Below are 19,191 nucleotides of genomic sequence, written 5' to 3' on the forward strand. Positions count from 1 at the left end.
AACGGAGTATCGGCTGTTGAGTATCTGAGTTTCAATTGCCCGGCCATCGGGCGCACCTTCGCGCTACGCCTATGTCTGAAAAAACCCTGTTCGAGAAGATCGCCGACCGGGAGATTCCCGCGACGATCGTGTATGAGGACGAGCACAGCTTTGCCTTTCGCGACATCCATCCGCAGGCGCCCACCCACATCCTGATCGTCCCCCGAAAACCGATTCCGAGCCTCGACCACCTCGACGCGGCCGACGAGGCGCTCGTGGGGCATCTGTTCACGGTGGCCCGCCAGCTCGCCGCCGAGGAAGGGCTCGTCGACGGCTACCGCACGGTCTTCAACTGCGGACCGGGCGCCGGCCAGACGGTGTTTCATCTCCACCTCCATCTCCTCGGCGGTCGCCCGTTGACCTGGCCCCCGGGGTGACGAACGCATGCGCAGCCGTTTGCCCGCGGCGGTGGTGCTCCGGTCTCCGCCGGCCGTCCTCCTGATGCTCCATGTGCTCTGGTCGATGTGCACCCTGTCCGAAACGGCCGCGCAGACGCCGCGCGCGGTTACGCTGGGATACGAACGCGAAGTCAATCGCTACCGATGGGCCGCCCATGTCGACGTCGACGAGCGCATCGGGCGGTGGAGCCTGCAGGCCGTAAACCGCTTCGCGTCCGACGCCTACGTGCTGTTCGACAACCGCCTCAGTTTTCGCGACGAGGATGTCTTTCGCTGGAACCTCTCCGCGCCCGGCCGCGCCGCCGTGGGCGCGGGGCTGCACGGGGAGACGGTCTGGTTCAGCCAGGGCCGCGTGCTCCAGCAATCGATCGTCGGGGTGCTGCCGGTCAGGCCGGCGCCCTGGCTCTCCCTCGAGCCGTCGCTGGGGTTGACGCTCGACCAGCGGCCCGGAGCCCTCAACAGCGCCGGCTTTTCGCCCTTGCGGCGCGACGCCGGCCCGCTGTTCGGCGGCAGCTTCCGCCTGACGCCCGGCGAGATCGAAGGGTACCGCATCCGCCTGGAGAGCGACGCCAACCTCCAGCTGATCACGCCGCGGCGCGGGCGTCAGCTGCATGTCAACGGGTCGATGGAGCGGTTTTTCGATCAGACCCGCTTCGCCACGCGCCTCACCTACAGCAACATCCGGCGGGATGCCTATCAGTCCGTCTCCTTCCTGAATCGCGACGCGGCGGCCGTCGCCGCCCCCGAGACCATCGAGGCCACGACCAGCGACACCCTGGCGGCCGGCATCGACCTGTCCGCCCCGATCGCCCCGCGCCTCACGCTCGCCGGCTCGGTCGATCTCGGCGCGAACAACCGGCTCGTGCGCTCCTACCGCACACCGGACGACGCGCTCTACTTCGACACCGATTTCCACCGCCGCTCGATCGACATCGAGACCGGGCTCCGCTACGACGCGCCGGCCCTGCACTCGTCGCTCACCCTCAGCATCGGCGCCGAAACCGAGGCGCGCACGCTGGCGAACCGGGACGACCTCCCCCCGGCCCAGGCCGCGCAGAAAGGGTCGCTCCTGGAACAGGCCGACTACGACCAGAACTTCTACACCCTCCAGCTGCGCAACCAGGCGACCCTCTCCCGCCGGCTGGGACTGATCCTCGAAGGCACCGCCACCATCCTGCGCCACGACACCCCGGAGATCAACCAGGACGACCGCGACGAGGTGTTTTTTAACGGCCAGGCCGGCTTCCAGTACCAGATCAGCCGGGCGCTGCAAGCCGATGTCCGCATGCTGGGCACGTTTTACCACACCGTATACCTGAAGGCCCAGCGCTCGGCGGAGAACAACATCCAGCGGTCGCTCCGCCTCCGCCCGAGCCTCACGTGGTCCCCGTCGCCGGCCACGAAGGCGCAGCTGTCGTCTGAAGTCCGCGCCACGTACACGGTCGACGACTTTGTGCTCGAAGGCCGGCGCGCCACCGACCAGTCGGCCCGCGAACTGCGCTACGACGGATCGTTCGAGCAGGACCTGGGCCGTCACCTCCGCCTGCTGGCCGACGGGACGTTGAGCGATCTGCGGCTGGGGCGGTTTTTGCAGGACCGGTTTGCGGAAATCCCGTTCGATACCCTGCGGACCTACGGGGGGCGTCTTCGGATCCAGACGGGCCGGCGTCTCGTGGCGCAGCTGGGCTTCCGCTTTTTCGTGCGGACCGACTACGACCGGGCGACGACCGTGCGTTATCGCCGGCTGGACGAAGCCGGCCGGATCCTCCGCGACGAACAGGGCGCCGTCCTGCGCACCACGGTCACGCGCCCCGGCCGGCGATGGATCGAGCAGGTCGGCCCGACGACCGCCATCGACTGGCGCATGACGTCGGGCGGGAGCCTCCGCTTCGAGGGCTGGGTGAACTGGCAGCGGATCCGGTACAGGCTCTATGGCGACTTGCCGGAAGAGTCCGCCGCCCACATCCGGAAGGAAGCGGACAAGGGCACGCGCCGCTATATTCCAAACCTGGCCGTCACCCTGTCCTGGCCGCTCTAGGCCCCGTTCCTGCAACCCGTACCCTGCTCCCATGAAAACCATTGGCGTCACCGGCGGAATCGGAAGCGGCAAAACGACCGTTTGCCGCATGCTCGAAACGATGGGCGCGGAGGTGTTTTATGCGGATGCCGAAGCGAAACGGCTGATGAACGAGGATCCGGCGCTCCGGGCGGGGCTCATCGCCGCCTTCGGGGCGGAAACGTTCATGGAGGACGGACGGCTCGACCGGGCGTATCTGGCGCGCCAGGTTTTTGGCGACGAGGAGCGGCTGGCGACGTTAAACGGACTGGTGCATCCCCGGGTACGGGAGGCCCTGGTTGCGCGGAAGGCGGAGGCGGCCCAGCGTGGGGCGCCGTTGCTGGTTTACGAGGCCGCGCTGATTTACGAGACGGGGGGTGACGCGTACGTCGATGCGGTTGCCGTCGTGCATGCGCCGGAGCGGGCGCGCCTGGAGCGCGTGGCGGCGAGGGACGGCGTGGATGAGGGGCAGATCCGCGCGCGGATGCAGCACCAGCTGCCGCCGGCGACGTTGCGCCGGCGCGCCGATATCCTGATCGAGAACGATGGGGATCTGGAGGACCTGCGCCGGCAGGCCGAGGCATTATTTCGCCGGATGACGGACCCAACGTAAGCGCGGGAGCCAGGGTAGGGACGCATAAAACGCCCTTTCCCCCGACTCCCGCACTCCGGAAGCTCCGTTTACTTGGCCTGTTTGATCGTTTCGATCAGGCGGGCCGCCACGCGGTACGGGTCGGCATTCGAGGCCGGCCGGCGATCTTCCAGATAGCCCTTCCAGTTGTTCTGGATCATGGCCACCGGGATACGGATCGAAGCCCCGCGGTCACTGGCGCCAAAGCTGAACTTCTTGATGCTCTGGGTTTCGTGCTTGCCGGTGAGGCGCTGGTCGTTGCTCGAACCGTAGACGGCGATGTGCTCCTTGTGGGTGGCCTTGAACTGTTCCATCAGGGCGCTGACATACTTCTCGCCTCCTTTCTCGCGGATGCGCGTGGTGGAGAAGTTGGTGTGCATGCCGCTGCCGTTCCAGTCGCCCTTGATCGGCTTCGGATGCAGTTCGACGGTAACGCCGTATTTCTCGGCCGTGCGGATCAGGAGGTAGCGGGTCAGCTGTACGCTGTCGGCCGCTTCCTTGGCGCCTTTGCCAAAAATCTGGTATTCCCACTGACCGAGCAGCACCTCGGCGTTGATGCCCGTCACTTCGAGGCCGGCGTTGAGGCAGACATCCAGATGCTCCTCGACGATCTCGCGGCCGGCGACCTTGCCGGCGCCGACGCCGCAGTAGTAGGGGCCCTGCGGGCCGGGGAAGCCATCGGCCGGGAAGCCGAGGGGCTTGCCATCGAGCATCAGCACGTATTCCTGTTCGTAGCCGAGCCAGAGGTCCGGGTCGTCGTCGAACGCGGCGCGCATGTTCGTGGCATGGGGCGTGCCGTCGGCGTTGAGCACTTCGGCAAGCACGAGGTAGCCGTTTACGCGCTCGGAATCCGGAACGATCTTGACCGGCTTGAGCAGGCAATCCGACGAGCGGCCTTCCGCCTGCTCCGTGGAGCTGCCATCGAAGCCCCATTCCGGGCAATCCTTGAGCGTCGGCGGCTTGCTCAGGGTGACGATTTTCGTTTTGCTGCGGAGATTCGGCTCGGGTTTGTACCCGTCCAGCCAGATGTACTCGAGCTTATACTTGGTGCTCATAGGGATTCAAGCGTGAATGAGTGAGTGCGTGGATGGAAAACTCCATGGGAGCGGATCGGCGGTCGGCATCGCGGCCGGCGCGGCGTGGGTACAACAGGCTTCGCATCGCGATGGCCGGGGCGTAGCATCGTCGGTAAATCACGATGTCGCAACAAAATGTCTAAATAATTTAGGCCAATCCGCCGGCAATATAGCCAGCGCCCTATATCATAGCAATCGGGCCGGAAGAAACCGGAACCCACTTCGCCAAATATTTATGAACACCTTATCCGCCCTGAGCCTTAATAAATAAGACAAAAGAAGCGCTTCCACACCGGGCCGGTGCCCACAGGCGGTCGGCGTAACCCCTAATTTTTTTAGACCCTAGCGGGGTGGGAGTCCGCCGGGAGCGGCGTTGGGTGCGTCGCGGCCGTTCCATAAAAAAGGGTCCATAAAAAAAGGGCCGGACGATGTCCGACCCTTCCGGGATACCTTCAGGTGCCTTCGCCGGCGAAGAGTTCGGTGGGCCCGACCTCTATCGCCCGGGTCTCCTTGTAGGTGCTGAGCACGATGCTTGTCGACGTCCCCTGCACACTCGGCCACGATTGGATCCGGGCCAGGAGTTGTTCGAGCGTCGTCGTGTTGCGTGTTCGTATTTTGAGGATGTGCGATCCTTCGCCCGTGATCGAGTGCACTTCCTGCACTTCGGACATCTCGGACGCGCGCCGCACGAAATCCGGATAGCCATCCGAATTTTCGACGCGCACGCGGATGAAGGCGGTAATATCGATATGCAGCCGCTTGGCATTGACCACCGCGTAGTAGCCGGTGATCACGCCCCGTTCCTCGAGCTTCCGCATGCGTTCGCTCACGGACGGGACCGAGAGCCCGACTTCTTCCGCGATGCGATTTCGCTTCATCCGCCCCTGCGCCTGGAGCAGCGAAAGGATTTTTACATCGATCTCATCTATTCTGTCCATCGACAGCGCCCCCCTAATATTTTTAACACAGTTGCCCCAAAGCTACATCAACGAGGCGAGACGAGTCAACTCGCAGTTTAAATTCTTACGCTCTCCATCATCGACGGCCGGCGCCGTCTGAAACCAAAAAATGCGAGGATCCGACGAAAGCGCGCGATAGTCGCGCACCCGGATCCTCGCATTTCGATAGCAGCGCTCCTGTATCGCCGCGGTCGCACACACCGTCTGGGACGACCGACCGCGGTTAAGCCTGGTTCTTGAGATAGACCAGGAGCTGGGAGCGGGACAGCTTGGTGATGTACTCCAGGATATTGCGATGCTCCTGGCTGTACGACCCGCGCGAGAGGCTGGGGATGTACGTCTTGAGGGCATCGAAATACGACCCGACCGGCGGGGAATCCCGCACGAACTGAGCGGTCAGGATGTCGCGCACGGTATGGAAGTAGGTGTCGAAGGTGGACACGCAGACCTTGCCTTTTTTCACATACGAGTCGTGCATGACCGTCTGCACTTTCTGCGTGGCCTGCTCGATGGCCTGTTCGACCTCTTCCGGACGGAGCACCTGTTCGTGGGCGGCGGCGGCTTCTTCGCTCGTCTCGCCGACATGGACATACGCGGCGCGGATGGCCTGGGCGAAGCCCGTGACCGGGTAGGCGCTGCAGTAGTAGGGGTGTTCCGCGGCGAACTCGACGAACGACGACACCAGTTCGTGCGAGCTGGCCGAGCGGCACAGCCAGGCGATGAGATGCGCTTCGAGGACTTCGACCGGCGCGATCGGCGCGCCGCTCAGTTCCGAGGCGTCGAAGTCGCCGGCGATCAGCCACGCGCTGCCATTGTAGCGCTCGAGCTGGAGCCGGGTATCGGCCTTCACCGCGTCCTTGATATTGCGAATGATCTTGGCCAGCGTCGGGTCGGCTTCACGATAGCGGCGGAAGAGCCCCTCGTTCACCTTGCTGAAGATCAGCCGGCGAAGTACGATATAGAGGTCCTGCTCGCCCATCTTCTGCCATTTGACGGAGGCGAAATACTGGTCCAACAAGTTGAAGCGGCCCCGTTCGTCACGCTGGAAGAGATCCGCGAAACAGTCGAGGGCCAGATCTTCAAGGGTAAGCCCGAAAAGATGCGGTAGGAGATACCCGGAACGGGCTTTCTTTTGCAGATAGGCCAGCGCAAGCCGGTAGCATTCATCAACCAGTTTATTTACCGAGGCGCGCTCGGGCCGATCGCAAAGAGTCGCGGCGAGGATTCGTTTGATTTTCAACGTCTTCGGTCGTCATGGGGTGGTGAGTAGATCGCTGCCCAGGGGTGGTGCATGATACCACCAGTCTGCAGGGTTTTTTTCAGCGCTAACCGCGAGTGGTTATGCACTTTAGACTGGTGATGGATGCGCCTTTAATCGATCAATCACTGCGGGTTTGGAGCACCTCTCTGGAGGTGTGATCCGGCGTATTTTTGCACCGGCTGGATAGCGAAACGAACACAGAGCGTGTGTGCAGCCCTAATCAACAGAGAGGAGGCTCCTGGATTGTCACGAAGCTGTGTCCTTTCAATCGTAAGTGTATTGTAATTTGCCTGGTCATAACGGTAGAGGGGCTAAGAAGTGTGGAAATGGTGTTTACACAACGGTTTTGATAGGCTATCTTGGGGGCATGGCGCCATGAAGCGCCGTTTGCCCTTCCATGCTTTTTTCGCCGCCTCCCGGCTCCGTGCATCCAATCTGATGGGACGAGAGTACCAGTGCATCCTGAGAAACGATAGGAGCATCTAGCTCCCGGTCGGCGCTCAACGCTGCACCTTCGGGCGATTGCCTGAGTTGAAATGGTGTCGCAACCTGGAGCGCATGATGGTCCAGATGGTACACAAGCACCCTTGAATCCACGCGCCGAATAACGACTATTCGCTGGTGCCTCGATGAAGCAATACTTCGACATACTTGAGCTGCAACCCGGCGCTACACCCGAAGAGGTGAAAGCGGCGTACCGGGATCTGGCCAAGGTCTGGCACCCTGACCGGTTCGAAGGAGATGCGCGTCTAAAATCGAAGGCCGCAGAAAAGCTCGCGGAGATCAATGATGCGTACGAGAAGATCCGAGCCTATCAGGCCCGGCAGCGTGCGCGCGCGGAAGCGACGGCCAATCAGCAGCGTCCCATCTACCCCTCGGCATCTGAAGCGCCGCCGGCGTCTTCGCCCGATTCGAGCACGATCAACCGGCCCGGAGGCCAGCGTCCGTCGAACGGCGCGTCCGGCGCGTACTATAGCGGATACCGGCGGCCTACGAATGGCCAGAATGGACGCCGGCGCCCTGCTGAACGCCCATCCAACGCGAGTACCTTCAATGCGTTTCGCGACGACGCAAAACAAAATAACTGGACCGGCGCAAACCCCTCCTCGTCGCACACCAAGTCGCGCGGATGGACGCCTGCCGCGTCCCTGACGCATCGCCGCGCCACGATCCAGTATGGCCGCTACGGAAACGCTTACAGCAACCCGTATCGCCGCACCCGCAAGAAACGCAGCCCGGTGGTGCTCTACCTCTCCGTCGGCATCCTGCTGATCCTGGGCTTCGCCGCCATCCTCTTTTTCACCGAGCGCAACGACCGCGTCGCGGAGACCCGGAGCTGGGTCGACGAAATGGAGCGCGAAGCCGCCACCCGCAAGCTGGCCCAGCCGGCCGTGGCGCAAGGCGCCGTCATTCCGGACACCGATACCTCGAGCGTCTGGCCGATCGACCCGGCCGGCGCGGCGGAAGATGAACCCCGCAACACGACGCGGCGCCGGCTGGCGCCGGCCGTGCCGGCGGGCTACTTCACGCTCGGCTCCTCCAAGGCCGAAGTCCTCGCCGCACAGGGACAGCCGGACATCATCGTCCGCGACAACCTCTACCGCTACGGCTACTCGTCCGTCGTCTTCGACAACGACCGCGTCGTCGGCTGGCACCAGGCGCCGGACCACCCGCTTATGGTCCGGCTGCTACCGTTCATCTACCGCGATGTCGAGTACTTCACCGTCGGCTCGACCCGCGACGAGATCATCTCCATTCACGGGACGCCCGACCACTTCGGCGAGGACGGCCGCGAACTGATGTACGGCAAGTCCCGCATCACGTTCGAACGGGGCCGCGTCGTAAACTGGCACCAGGCGCCGGAGAACCCGCTCAACGCCCGCCTCATGCCGGGCTCGCGCACCAGCGCGACGTATTTCACGCTGCGCTCGACGAAAGACGAAGTCATCGCCGCGCAGGGCAGCCCGGACAGCTTCAACGAAAACACGCTCCATTACGGGTATTCGACCGTCTCTTTCCGCGACGGCCATGTCATCGGATGGCATGCCTCGCCATCCAACCCGCTCAACGTCATCCTCGAGCCGTCGCGGCCGACGAGCACGAAGTATTTCTCGATCGGATCGACCCGGGACGAGGTGATCGCCGTGCAGGGTACGCCGGACCAGTACACTGAGCGCATGTTCAAATACGGTCACTCGACCGTCTCCTTCGAAAACGATCGCGTGGTGAGCTACTACCCGTCCGCCGCCTCGCCGCTCAAGATCAAGATCGACACCGGCGAAGACCGGTGATCCGAGACGCCGCCGCGCGGCACCCTGCCTTTCTATAAGCAGTCGCTTAAGTCGGAGCCCCTGCCGCCGATACGTTTCCTATCTCTCTTTCCGGGCCCGGAACGTCCTCCGGCGGCCTGGAAGCGGACATCGACGGAGATCGACCCCATGCCGGCGCCCGCGCTCCTCGCGGCCGGCCATGACCTGGATACAGCGGTCGGTTATCTTTGCGCCCTGTCCTGAACCCGTAATCCTGAGCCTTGAACGGCAGCGCACGGGCGTTTCCGAGCCTGCGCGCACAAGCAGCGTTGCCGCCATGGAAGACCTGGTCGGAAAAGTACGTCAGCTCGAAACGCTCTATCACGCCGTCCTCGATGCCGCCATCGAGGAACAGGATGTGGAAAAGGCGCACGCACACCTGCGGTCGTACCACAAGGTGCGTCAGGACATACGCCTGAGCCTGCTGCCCCGCTCGGTCGCCGCGTTGCCGGAAATCACCGACAAAAAAATCCGGGCCCAGCTCCAGAAGATCAGCACCGGGAACGACCTGCCCGAGGGCTTCATCCGCGGGCTGTTTCAGGACTCGCTGGATGCGGATCACATCATGAGCCTGAGCGAGGACCTGTTTTTTTCGTGGTTCGATCCGTACGGGTACATCGAAGGGCTGTATGATGTCGGGTCGGTCGTGCTGGGCATCGGGCTGCTGCCCGACTTCCTGGAGGACCTCGTCAACGAGCTGCGCAACTGCTTCGTCTTCCAGCAATACAACGCGACCTGCGCGCTGTGCCGGACGGTGCTGGAGATTTCCGTGCGAGACATTTTCGTCCGCGCCGGCCTGGACGACCCGCATTCCCAGAACTACCTCTACGTCGAACAGCGCGTCGCCCACACGTCGCATCGCTGGTTTCTCGACGCCGAAGATCCCTCGCTGGCCCAGATGATCGGGATGTTGTGCCTCCTCCGTCCGTATCGGGCCCTGAAGCACCAGCTCCGTCACATCGTCGACCGCGGCAACGACCTGATCCACGGCTACATCAAGGTAGACCGCAAAGAGGCCGAACACATGCTCCGCGCCACCATGCAGGCGATCCACGACCTGTATGAGGTCGAGAACTGAGAGAACCAAGAGGATGCGAGGGTTCTGTGGACCTGAGTGCACTGCCGATTAGCGCTGTTGAAACACCTGCGAACCCATCCGGCATTGAGGGGTATCACCGCCAGATCTTGAACACGAAGATCCGGGCCCGTAGCTCAGCGGTTAGAGCAGTGGACTCATCAAGAAATCGTTCTTTGATCGGATGCGAATATGTGTCGTATGCGGTGAGCCGCTGGTAGGCAAACAGATTAGGTATTGCCGTGCCGCTTGTAAGCAGCGCGCGCACTATCGAAAGGTTAGCCGTCAAACGAACACCGCATATTCCCAGACCCGTCGAGGTTTGACGAGAAAGCTGATACTCGTCGATCAGATGGGTGGGGGATGTAGTCGTTGCGGTTATGCTGCTAATCTGGCAGCGCTTCAGTTCCATCATGTCTCTCGCGATGGTAAAGCGTTCCCGTTGGATCTGAGGCATTTATCCAATCGTACGTGGCAGGCCATTCTGGAAGAATCACGAAAGTGTATTCTAGTGTGTGCGAACTGCCATGCGGAAATACACAGTCCCGAATACGACACCCAAAACCTCCGAAAAACGGTTCTTGGTGCCCCGGTCGAGTAATCGTCCGGTGCGCAGCGGGTGAATTCAGGGAACCCTACGTCGTTCGCGATACGGCAATCCTGAGCCAAGTCGGTGAAGGCCAGCGTCTAACGGCGCAGTAACCGAAAGGTGCAGAGACTAGATGGTGAGCAGGCCATGCGATACGCCATCATCAGCGCCCGCCATCCTAGCGCGTACCCTCGCGTGGATGATGATATAGTCCTACCCCACGTGGAAACATGTGGAAGGTGAATCCATTGGTCGTAGGTTCAAATCCTACCGGGCCCACACTAGAAAACGCCTCGAACAGGTCTGCAACGGCTTGTTTGAGGCGTTCGTCGTTTGGGGAGCTCGCATCATGCGGCCGATCCCGGCGCCCCGGAACCCCCGCCATCCTGGCAGGTAGCAGCCGTCTCTCGGGCCGTTCATACGCAATTCAACGATTTCCCGAACCCGGCAGCGCGACCATACCCGGCGCCACCGACCTGTGGCGCGCGACATCCCGTTCCTGCCACCTCTTCTCAGGGCCCTTCTATCTTTCGTTTCCAGCCCGATCAGGCGGTTTTTGCGCTTAAGAAAACGCGCCGATCTGACGATGCTTGGAGGCATCGAAGCTGGTGTCTTTTCCGGTCATAGGCGCGTTTAGCGGCGTCGATGCGGCGAAATCACACGACACCCCTCGGCCCCCAGCATCCTGCCAACCCCGATTTCATGCTCCGTCACGTTCTGAAAGGCGTCTTATACCTGACGTGTATCGCCGGGATAAGTGCGCGCATCGCCTGGGGACAATCGGTCATGCCGCCGCCGCTGCCGGCGAACAAGGCACTGACGCAGTTTGTGCTTTCTTCGTGGAACAGGGACGACGGCCTGCCCCAGAACACCGTCAGCACCGTGGCACAAACGACGGATGGGTACATCTGGTTTGGCACCCAGGAAGGACTCGTTCGCTTCGACGGGGTCGAGCTCAAGGTTTACGATGCGAACGCCACGGGGACGATCTACTCCAACACCGTCAGATCGCTGCTCGGCGACCGCAACGGCGACCTGTGGATCGGCACCCAGGCCGGCGGCATCCTCCGGTATCACGACCAGACCTTCACGCCGGTCGACAGCCTCGTCGACGGACGCATCACCGGCCTGCTTCAACGGCGCAACGGCGATATCCTGGTATCGACCCAGGAGGCCTTCTTTTCAATCAGGGACACCCTCGTCACCGCCATCACGGGATATGACGGCGGCATCGTCGGCGCGCTTCTCGAAGACACCCGGTCCGACGCCGTCTGGATCGGCACGCTCGACGGGCAGATCATCCGGCTTGCCGACGGCGTGTTCAGCCGCCCCTTCCCGCTCGACGTGCTGGAATCCGCCCCCATCTCCTCGCTCGCGCAATCCACGATGGGCGCGCTCTGGGTGGGCACCAAAAAGAGCGGCCTGTTCCGGATCACGGAAGGGCGTGTCGAGCATTTCAGCACCAGGGAAGGCTTGCCGAGCGACAACATCAGCGTGCTGCTGACCGACTCGGACAATCAGCTCTGGGTCGGCACCAACGACGCCGGCATCTTCCGCATGCCCTCCACACCCGTTCTGCCGGTACCCGACCGGGATCGCCTGACGCAGGACGAAGGGTTGACGAGCAATAGCATCCGGTCGTTGATGATCGACCGCGAAGGCAGCCTGTGGATCGGCGTCGACGCCGGCGGCGTCAACCAGTTGCACGAAAGCAAGGTGACGCCGATCACCCACTATCAGGGCCTGCCCGACGAACACGTCTACCCCATCTACGTCGAACCCTCCGGCGTGTCGTGGTTTGGAACGGAAAAAGGCGCCCTCCGGCTCGACCTCGACGGCAGCACCACGATCTACGATCAGAAAAACGGCATGCCGGCCGATTTCGTCCTCTCGTTCGCCGGCACGCCCGACGGCAGCGTGTGGCTCGGCACGACGAACGGCCTCGTCCGTATGCGCAACAGCGCCATGCAGGTCTATACCTCCAACGACGGATTGCCGGACAACAGCATCTTCGGCCTGTACACGGATCGGGCGGGGCAACTCTGGATCGCCACGAGCGGCGGCGCGTCACGTTTCGACGGCCGCACCTTTACCACGTATTCCACGGACGACGGGCTCACGAGCAACTACGTCACCGTTTTCCTGGAAGACCATGAAGGGGCCCTGTGGATCGGCACGTACGACGGCGGGCTGAACCGGCTCAAGGACGGGACGATCGTGCCCCTCACCAAGGAGGAAGGGCTGTCGACCGATGGCATCCTGTCCTTGCACGAAGACGGCGCCGGCGTGCTCTGGGTGGGCACCTACGGCGGCGGGCTCAATCGCATCGAAGACGGCGTCATCACGGTCATCACGAGCAGCGAGGGCCTGTTCAACGACAAGGTTTTCCAGATCCTCGAAGACGAGAGCCGGCGGCTGTGGATCAGTTCGAACATCGGGCTTTACACCATCTCGCGCGATGAGGTCGCCGCTCTTGCAGCCGGCCGCATCGACCGGATCACCTCCCAGGTCTACGACCGGCACGACGGGTTGCTGAGCCAGGAATTCACCGGCGGCATCCAGCCCGCCGGCTGGCAATCCAGCGACGGCCGGCTCTGGTTCCCTACCGACCGCGGCGCCGTGGTGGTGTCGCCCTCCCACATGCGCTTTAACGCGCAGCCGCCCCCCGTCGCCATCCGCCACGTAGGCGTCAATACCGAACTGCGCTTCGACGGCACCTCCTACACCCTGCCGGCCGGGACCAGCCGGCTCGAGATCGACTACACCGCGCTGACGTTCGTATCGCCCACCGAAACGACGTATCGCTATATCCTGGAAGGCGAGGACGACGACTGGATCGAGGCCGGCACGCAGCGCACGGCGCACTACCGAAACCTGGCGCCGGGCGCCTACACGTTCCGCGTGATCGCCCGAAACGCCGACGGCGTATGGAGCGAAGCACCCGCGACATTCACGTTTTACCTGGAGCCGTTCTTTTACCAGACGGTCTGGTTCTACCTCATCATCGGCCTGATCATCTTCCTGGCGATCATCGGAGGCCACAAACTCAGCGTCGCCAAGCTCGTCGCCCGCGAGCGCGAGCTGGCGTTCCTCGTCGCCGAGCGCACGCACGACCTGCAGGTCGAGAAAGAAAAAACCGAAGAGGCCAAGGCCGTCATCGAAGCGCAGGCGGACAAGCTCCGCGAGCTGGACCGCTTCAAGACGCGGTTCTTCGCGAACGTCTCGCACGAATTCCGGACCCCGCTCACGATGATCATCGGCCCGATTGAGAATGCGCTCAACGGAACGTACGGAGCGGTCGACGACCGGCTGGGCCGGCAGCTGGACATCATGCGCCGCAACGCGCTCCGCCTGATGCGGCTCATCAACCAGCTGCTCGACCTCTCCAAGCTCGAAGCCGGCAAGATGCAGCTCAGGACGCGGCCGCTGGATATCGTGCGGTTCCTGCAAGACGTCATGCTCACCGTCTCGCCGTTCGCGGAGAAAAAAGGCATCGAGCTCGCCTTCTCCTCCAGCCACCCCACCGCCGAGGTGTATTTCGAGCCGGACAAGTTCGAGAAGGTCTTCTACAACCTGCTCTCGAACGCGACCAAGTTCACCCCGACGGGCGGCCGCATCGCGATGACCGTCACCCGGCTGGACGACGCCGACGGCCGGCTCGAAGTCCGCGTCCAGGATACCGGCAGGGGCATTCCCGCCGACCATCTCCCGCACATCTTCGACCGTTTCCATCAGGTGGACGGGTCCAACACCCGCGAGCACGAGGGCACGGGCATCGGCCTGGCGCTGGTCAAGGAGATGATCGAGATCCACGGCGGCAGCGTGCGCGTGGAAAGCGAGCCGGGCGCCGGCACGACGTTTATCATTACCCTGCAGACGGGCGCCGGCCATCTGGCGCAGGATCAGATCACGGCGAATACGGAAGACGGCTACGAGCCCCAGGCCGGCGTGGCGTTCGACGAAGCGCACAAGACGCCCGAAACGCCCCAGGCGCCGCGCCCGAAACGCGTCGCGCCCGCATCGGCGCCGGTCGTGCTCGTGGTAGACGACAACCCCGACCTGCGCGATTATCTCGAAAGCATCCTGGCCGAACACTACCGCGTCGTCCAGGCCTGCGATGGCGTGGAAGGGCTCGACACCGCGCGAGCCATCCGCCCCGACCTGATCGTGAGCGATGTGATGATGCCCCGCATGGACGGCCACGCCATGTGCCGGGCCATCAAGCAGGACGAAGCGCTGTGCCACACGCCGCTCATCCTCCTCACGGCGCGCGCCACGAGCGAAATGATGCTCGAAGGTCTCGAGGAAGGCGCGGACGATTACATGGCCAAGCCGTTCAACGCGCGCGAACTGCTGGCGCGCGTGCGCAACCTGCTCATGATGCGCGAGCAGCAGCTGCTGCTCAGCCGTTCCAACGAGGCGCTGCGCGAATCGAACGACCACCTCACCCGCGCCAACGAGACGCTGATTCAGCGCACGGCGGAACTGATTGAGGCACTGGCGCAGAACAACGAAATCCTGGGCGTGGCGTCGCACGACCTCAAGAACCCGCTCGCCGGCATCATCGGTCTCGCCGAACTGATCCTCGAAAGCATCCGGGATTCGACGGACGACGACATGAAGGCCGAGGCGCTCGAATGCATCACCCTGCTGCATTCCGAGGCGGCGCGGATGCTGCGCATCATCAAGGAACTGCTGGACAAGCACCGCGAGGGCGAACAGCTCGCGCTCAACAAAGAGCACATCGATCTCAACGACATCATCGAGACGGCGCTGCGGTGGAACCATCAGCAGGCCATCCACAAGCAGATCGACATCCATTTCGCCCGGGCTTCCAGCGTAGCGGTGGAGGTCGATGTCGACGCGATCATGCGCGTGGTCGACAACCTGGTCTCCAACGCCGTCAAGTACAGCCCGCCCGGAAGCCAGGTGTGGGTGGGATTGGAGCACGAAAACAACGGCGCGATCCTGCGCGTCCGCGACGAAGGACCGGGCCTGACGCAGGAGGACCTCGACCGCGTCTTCGGCAAGGGGCAGCAGCTCAGCGCGAAGCCCACGGGCGGCGAGCATTCCACCGGACTGGGGCTGTACATCGTCAAGCAACTCATCGAACAGCACGAGGGCGAGGTGGGGGTCGAGAGCGTCGCCGGCGAGGGCGCCACCTTCTGGTTCCGGCTGCCGGTCCTCGAGCCCGAAACCCAGACGGCGTCCTGACGCGAGGCAGGGTCAGGCCGGCATGGCGTCGCGCGCGGTGAAGACGAAGCGCGCCGGCACCTCCTCGGAGAGGTACCGCATGTTGAGTCCGATCGTGGCGATGATGGCGACCATTTCGAGCACTTCCTCCAGAGACGCAACCACGATGTACAGCGGCGTCACGCCCCCCTGCGTCACGTACAGGTTGGCTTCCACCATCTCGAACCCGAGCGCCGCGCAGACGTACAGGGCGCCCGCGATGCCGTAGCGCAGGCGATAGAACGGCGGCAGCCGGTACCAGAACGCCCCGTAAACGACGATAAAGGCCAGCGTCAATCCACCGTAGATGATGACCCACGGCCAGGCGAGGAAGCCCGTCGTCTCGATGGAGGCCCAGATCAGATCGGTATCGAGTTTTTCATGGAGCTGGGCTGCTTCGTCGAACGTCAGGAAAAAAAACAGCGCGCTGAGTCCGCTCCAGTATCCCCATCCGGGTCGCCCGCCGGCCCGCGCGCTGCGGGCGATGAGGCCGAAGAGGCCGGCGGCGAGCAGCAGCAGCGCCCCCGAAAAGAAGGAGGGGAAATTGCCCTCCCCCTCGAACGAAAATTTCTCGACGAGCAGCTCGCTGAATCGGTTCTCATCCATGTGCCACCAGTATGCACTCACGCCGTGCGCCAGGGTCAGCAGCAGGGCTACGGTGGAAAGCACCCGGATGGTGCCCCGGGCTGAAATCTGAAGCGTCATGGGTCTTTATCGATCCGAAAGAAGTGCGATAAGGCTGCGGCAAGCCAGGTTGGATCAACATAATGCCTCATTCCACCCTACAAACGTGGTGTTAGGCAACTCGACCCATCCAGCTTTGGCGCAGTAATGGCCGCTCGCGTTCACCGGGCCGGCGCACCGCTCGATGGGGCGAAGGCCGCCCCACGCTTCGCATCGCATCCCGGATCCTGTTCCGATGCGAGGATCGTCCGCATTATTCGGTTACAGTGAGTACGAGGGTCTGCAGGTCCGCCGAGTTGCCGCCGACCATCACATCGAAGGCCCCCGGCTCGACGACGCGCTCCATATGAAGGCCGTGATAGGACAACGCGTCCGGCCCGATCTCGAAGGACACCGTCTGCGTCTCTCCGGGCTGGAGCGTGATGCGGCGGAACCCGCGCAACTCCTTGACCGGCCGGGCCACCCGGCTCACCTGGTCCCGGATGTAGAGCTGCACCACCTCGTCGCCGGCGCGGTCGCCGGTATTCGTCACATCCACCATCACCCGGGTGGCGCCGTAGCGGCCGATCGCGTCGGCCTCCAGCCGGAGGTTGGCGTAGCCGAACGTGGTGTACGAGAGCCCGTAGCCGAAGGGAAAGAGCGGTTCGGTGGATCCGGTCAGATAGCCGCGGCCCCAGGAGGGTTTGTGGTTATAGAACATCGGGAGCTGTCCGATGTCGCGCGGGATGGTCAGCGGCAGCTTGCCGCCCGGGTTGATGTCGCCGAACAGGGCGTCCGCTACCGCCGTGCCCGTTTCCTGGCCGAGATACCAGCCGTCGAGGATCGCCGGCACCGAGTCCACCACGTCGGGGATCGCCAGCGGGCTGCCGTGGATGAGTACGAGCACGACCGGCTTGCCCGTCGCGACGATGGCGCGGACGAGTTCGGCCTGCTGCCCCGGCAGGCCGATGTCGGACCGGTCGCCGAGGTGGTTCTCCGCCCACGCCTCGCGCGAGGTCTTCTCGTTGTCGCCAACGACCACGATCGCCACGTCGCTCCGGCGGGCCTGCGCGACGGCGCGCGCGATGCGGTCCCGGTTGGTGCGCGGATCGGTCCACTGCACGGCGTCGCTGTTCCACCGGGGATACGACCGCTCGCCCTGCATATGCGGTTGCGGCTCATCCGTAAAGGTGTCTTCCGTGATGCGGACGCCTTCGGCATAGACGACCTCGGCCTGGCCGGCCAGTTTCTCTTGCAGCCCCTGGTAGATGCTCACGGTGTGGCGCGGCCGGCCGGCGTAGCCGCCGAGCAGCACTTCCGCCGCATGGGGCCCGATGACCGCGACCCGTTTCAGCCGGTCGGCCCGCAGCGGGAGCAGGCCGTTGTCGTTCTTGAGGAGCGTGATCGCCTGTTGCGCCGCTTCCAGCGCCAGCGGGCGGAAGGAGGCGGCGCCGCTGATCGCGTCGGCTTCGTCCGGGTCGACGAAGGGATGCTCGAAGAGCCCGACGAGGAATTTGGCCTTCAGCAGCCGGCGAACGGCGGTGTCGATCGCCGATTCCGGCACGCGGCCGGCGCGCACCTCATCCACCAGTGTGTAGTAGGTCTGGATGTCCGGCAGTTCGATGTCCACGGTGGCGGCCAGCGCGCGGCGGGCGGCCTCGGCATGATCCGCCGCCACATGATGCCGGTTGATCATCTGGCGGATCGCCTCCCAGTCGGACACGATGACGCCGTCGAAGCCCCATTCCTCGCGGAGCACCTCCTTGAGCATCCAGGTATTGCCGTGGGAGGGAATGCCGTCGATTTCATTGTAGGACGGCATGAGGCTGAGCGGCCCCGCCTCGCGGATGACCGTCTCGAACGGATAGAAGAATACGTCGCGCAGCACGCGCTCGGAGAAGTTGGCCGGCCCGATGTTCATGCCCGACTCCGGCTGCCCGTGTCCGGCCATGTGTTTGAGTGTGGCGATGACGTGCGGCGCGTGGATCGGCGCGCCGGCGCCCTGGAAGCCGCGCACCGCCGCGATGCCCATCTGCGCCGCGAGGTAGGGGTCCTCGCCGTATGTCTCCTCGATGCGTCCCCAGCGCGGCTCGCGGGCGACATCGACGACCGGGGCCAGCACCTGCTGGGCGCCGCGGGCGCGCGCCTCGGACGCGACGCCGGCGAAGATGCGTTCCAGCAGGTCCGGATTCCACGTGCTGGCCAGCGCGATCGCCTGCGGATAACTCGTCGCCTGCGCACCCTGCACGCCGTGGAGGGCTTCATCGTGAAACAGCACCGGGATGCCGAGCCGCGTGTTGTCGATCACCCAGCGCTGGATCGCGTTCGTAAACTCCGCGGAGCCCCGGGCCGTATGGCCGTCGGCCGGGCGTTCGATGCGGCCGATCCCGATCCGAAACCACTCCGGCGCGTTGGTCGGGTCGAAACGGCCCTCGGCGTCGGTGATGGCGGCCTTGCCCTGCCACAGACTCTGCATCTGGCCGACTTTTTCTTCGAGCGTCATGCGTCCGAGCAGATCCTCCACGCGCTGGTCGATCGGCGCGGCGGCATTCCGGTAGAGGGGGGCCGGCGCATCCTGGGCCTGGAGGCGGCCGGCGAAAACCAGGATCATCGCGAAGGCGCAGATGGCGCGGGTGGAACGGGGGTGTACCATGGTGGCGAAACGTCTGTGGCAGCCAAGGGTGGCCGTTTTCGGAAGAACAACAAATTGATAATATCACTCTATTCTGGTTTCGTCAAGGCCGGGCGTAAAACAACGAAGCCCCGAACCGTGGGTCGGGGCGTTCGGGAGCACCCATCCGATTCACGCACGGACGATGCGGAGCAGATTCGGCTACACTCCCTTCATGCCGTAATAAAACCCGGCACCATGGGGCAGATCCGTACCGCGTACGGGATCAGGT

At 63.7% G+C, this 19,191-nt stretch carries 12 protein-coding genes; 6 read left to right on the forward strand and 6 right to left on the reverse strand.

Going from position 1 to position 19,191, the window contains the following annotated elements; translation table 11 throughout:
• Positions 1-71: 71 nt before the first annotated feature.
• Genes R2834_10220 through coaE form a run of 3 tightly spaced genes read left to right on the forward strand, consistent with a single transcriptional unit; the run spans position 72 to position 3,106 of the window.
• Positions 72-416 (forward strand): histidine triad nucleotide-binding protein, encoded by a 345-nt coding sequence (locus R2834_10220; GenBank protein MEZ4700693.1) that lies wholly within the window; start codon positions 72-74, stop codon positions 414-416.
• Positions 417-423: 7 nt separating this feature from the next.
• A complete protein-coding gene (locus R2834_10225; GenBank protein MEZ4700694.1) occupies positions 424-2,475 on the forward strand; it encodes a hypothetical protein in 2,052 nt (683 codons plus the stop codon).
• A gap of 31 nt (positions 2,476-2,506) precedes the next feature.
• A complete protein-coding gene (coaE, locus tag R2834_10230; GenBank protein ID MEZ4700695.1) occupies positions 2,507-3,106 on the forward strand; it encodes a dephospho-CoA kinase in 600 nt (199 codons plus the stop codon).
• 68 nt (positions 3,107-3,174) lie between these two features.
• On the opposite strand, the gene R2834_10235 is transcribed toward coaE, so the two are convergent.
• The 3 genes from R2834_10235 to R2834_10245 form a co-directional block, all read right to left on the reverse strand.
• On the reverse strand, positions 3,175-4,179 hold the full coding sequence (locus R2834_10235; GenBank protein MEZ4700696.1) for a glutamine synthetase beta-grasp domain-containing protein: 1,005 nt from the start codon (positions 4,177-4,179) through the stop codon (positions 3,175-3,177).
• 473 nt (positions 4,180-4,652) lie between these two features.
• The gene (locus R2834_10240; GenBank protein ID MEZ4700697.1) at positions 4,653-5,138 is read right to left on the reverse strand and encodes an Lrp/AsnC family transcriptional regulator; all 486 of its coding nucleotides are present in this window, start codon (positions 5,136-5,138) and stop codon (positions 4,653-4,655) included.
• 244 nt (positions 5,139-5,382) lie between these two features.
• On the reverse strand, positions 5,383-6,399 hold the full coding sequence (locus R2834_10245; protein MEZ4700698.1) for a hypothetical protein: 1,017 nt from the start codon (positions 6,397-6,399) through the stop codon (positions 5,383-5,385).
• Between the two features lie 650 nt (positions 6,400-7,049).
• Here R2834_10245 and R2834_10250 point away from each other — a divergent pair.
• Positions 7,050-8,711, forward strand: a complete 1,662-nt coding sequence (locus tag R2834_10250; protein ID MEZ4700699.1) for a J domain-containing protein — start codon at positions 7,050-7,052, stop codon at positions 8,709-8,711.
• A 295-nt stretch (positions 8,712-9,006) separates the two neighbouring features.
• Positions 9,007-9,807: a hypothetical protein gene (locus R2834_10255; GenBank protein MEZ4700700.1), complete on the forward strand. Its 801-nt coding sequence runs from the start codon at positions 9,007-9,009 to the stop codon at positions 9,805-9,807.
• A gap of 94 nt (positions 9,808-9,901) precedes the next feature.
• Here the strand turns inward: R2834_10255 and R2834_10260 are convergent, their stop codons facing one another.
• A complete protein-coding gene (locus R2834_10260) occupies positions 9,902-10,219 on the reverse strand; it encodes a hypothetical protein (protein ID MEZ4700701.1) in 318 nt (105 codons plus the stop codon).
• 876 nt (positions 10,220-11,095) lie between these two features.
• Here R2834_10260 and R2834_10265 point away from each other — a divergent pair.
• Complete coding sequence (locus tag R2834_10265) at positions 11,096-15,607, forward strand: ATP-binding protein (GenBank protein MEZ4700702.1); 4,512 nt, start codon at positions 11,096-11,098, stop codon at positions 15,605-15,607.
• 12 nt (positions 15,608-15,619) lie between these two features.
• On the opposite strand, the gene R2834_10270 is transcribed toward R2834_10265, so the two are convergent.
• Complete coding sequence (locus R2834_10270) at positions 15,620-16,330, reverse strand: hypothetical protein (protein ID MEZ4700703.1); 711 nt, start codon at positions 16,328-16,330, stop codon at positions 15,620-15,622.
• A 232-nt stretch (positions 16,331-16,562) separates the two neighbouring features.
• Positions 16,563-18,941, reverse strand: a complete 2,379-nt coding sequence (locus R2834_10275) for a glycoside hydrolase family 3 N-terminal domain-containing protein (GenBank protein ID MEZ4700704.1) — start codon at positions 18,939-18,941, stop codon at positions 16,563-16,565.
• Between the last annotated feature and the right edge of the window lie 250 nt (positions 18,942-19,191).

The sequence above is a fragment of the Rhodothermales bacterium genome (assembly GCA_041391505.1).
Classification (GTDB): Bacteria; Bacteroidota; Rhodothermia; order Rhodothermales; family JAHQVL01; genus JAWKNW01.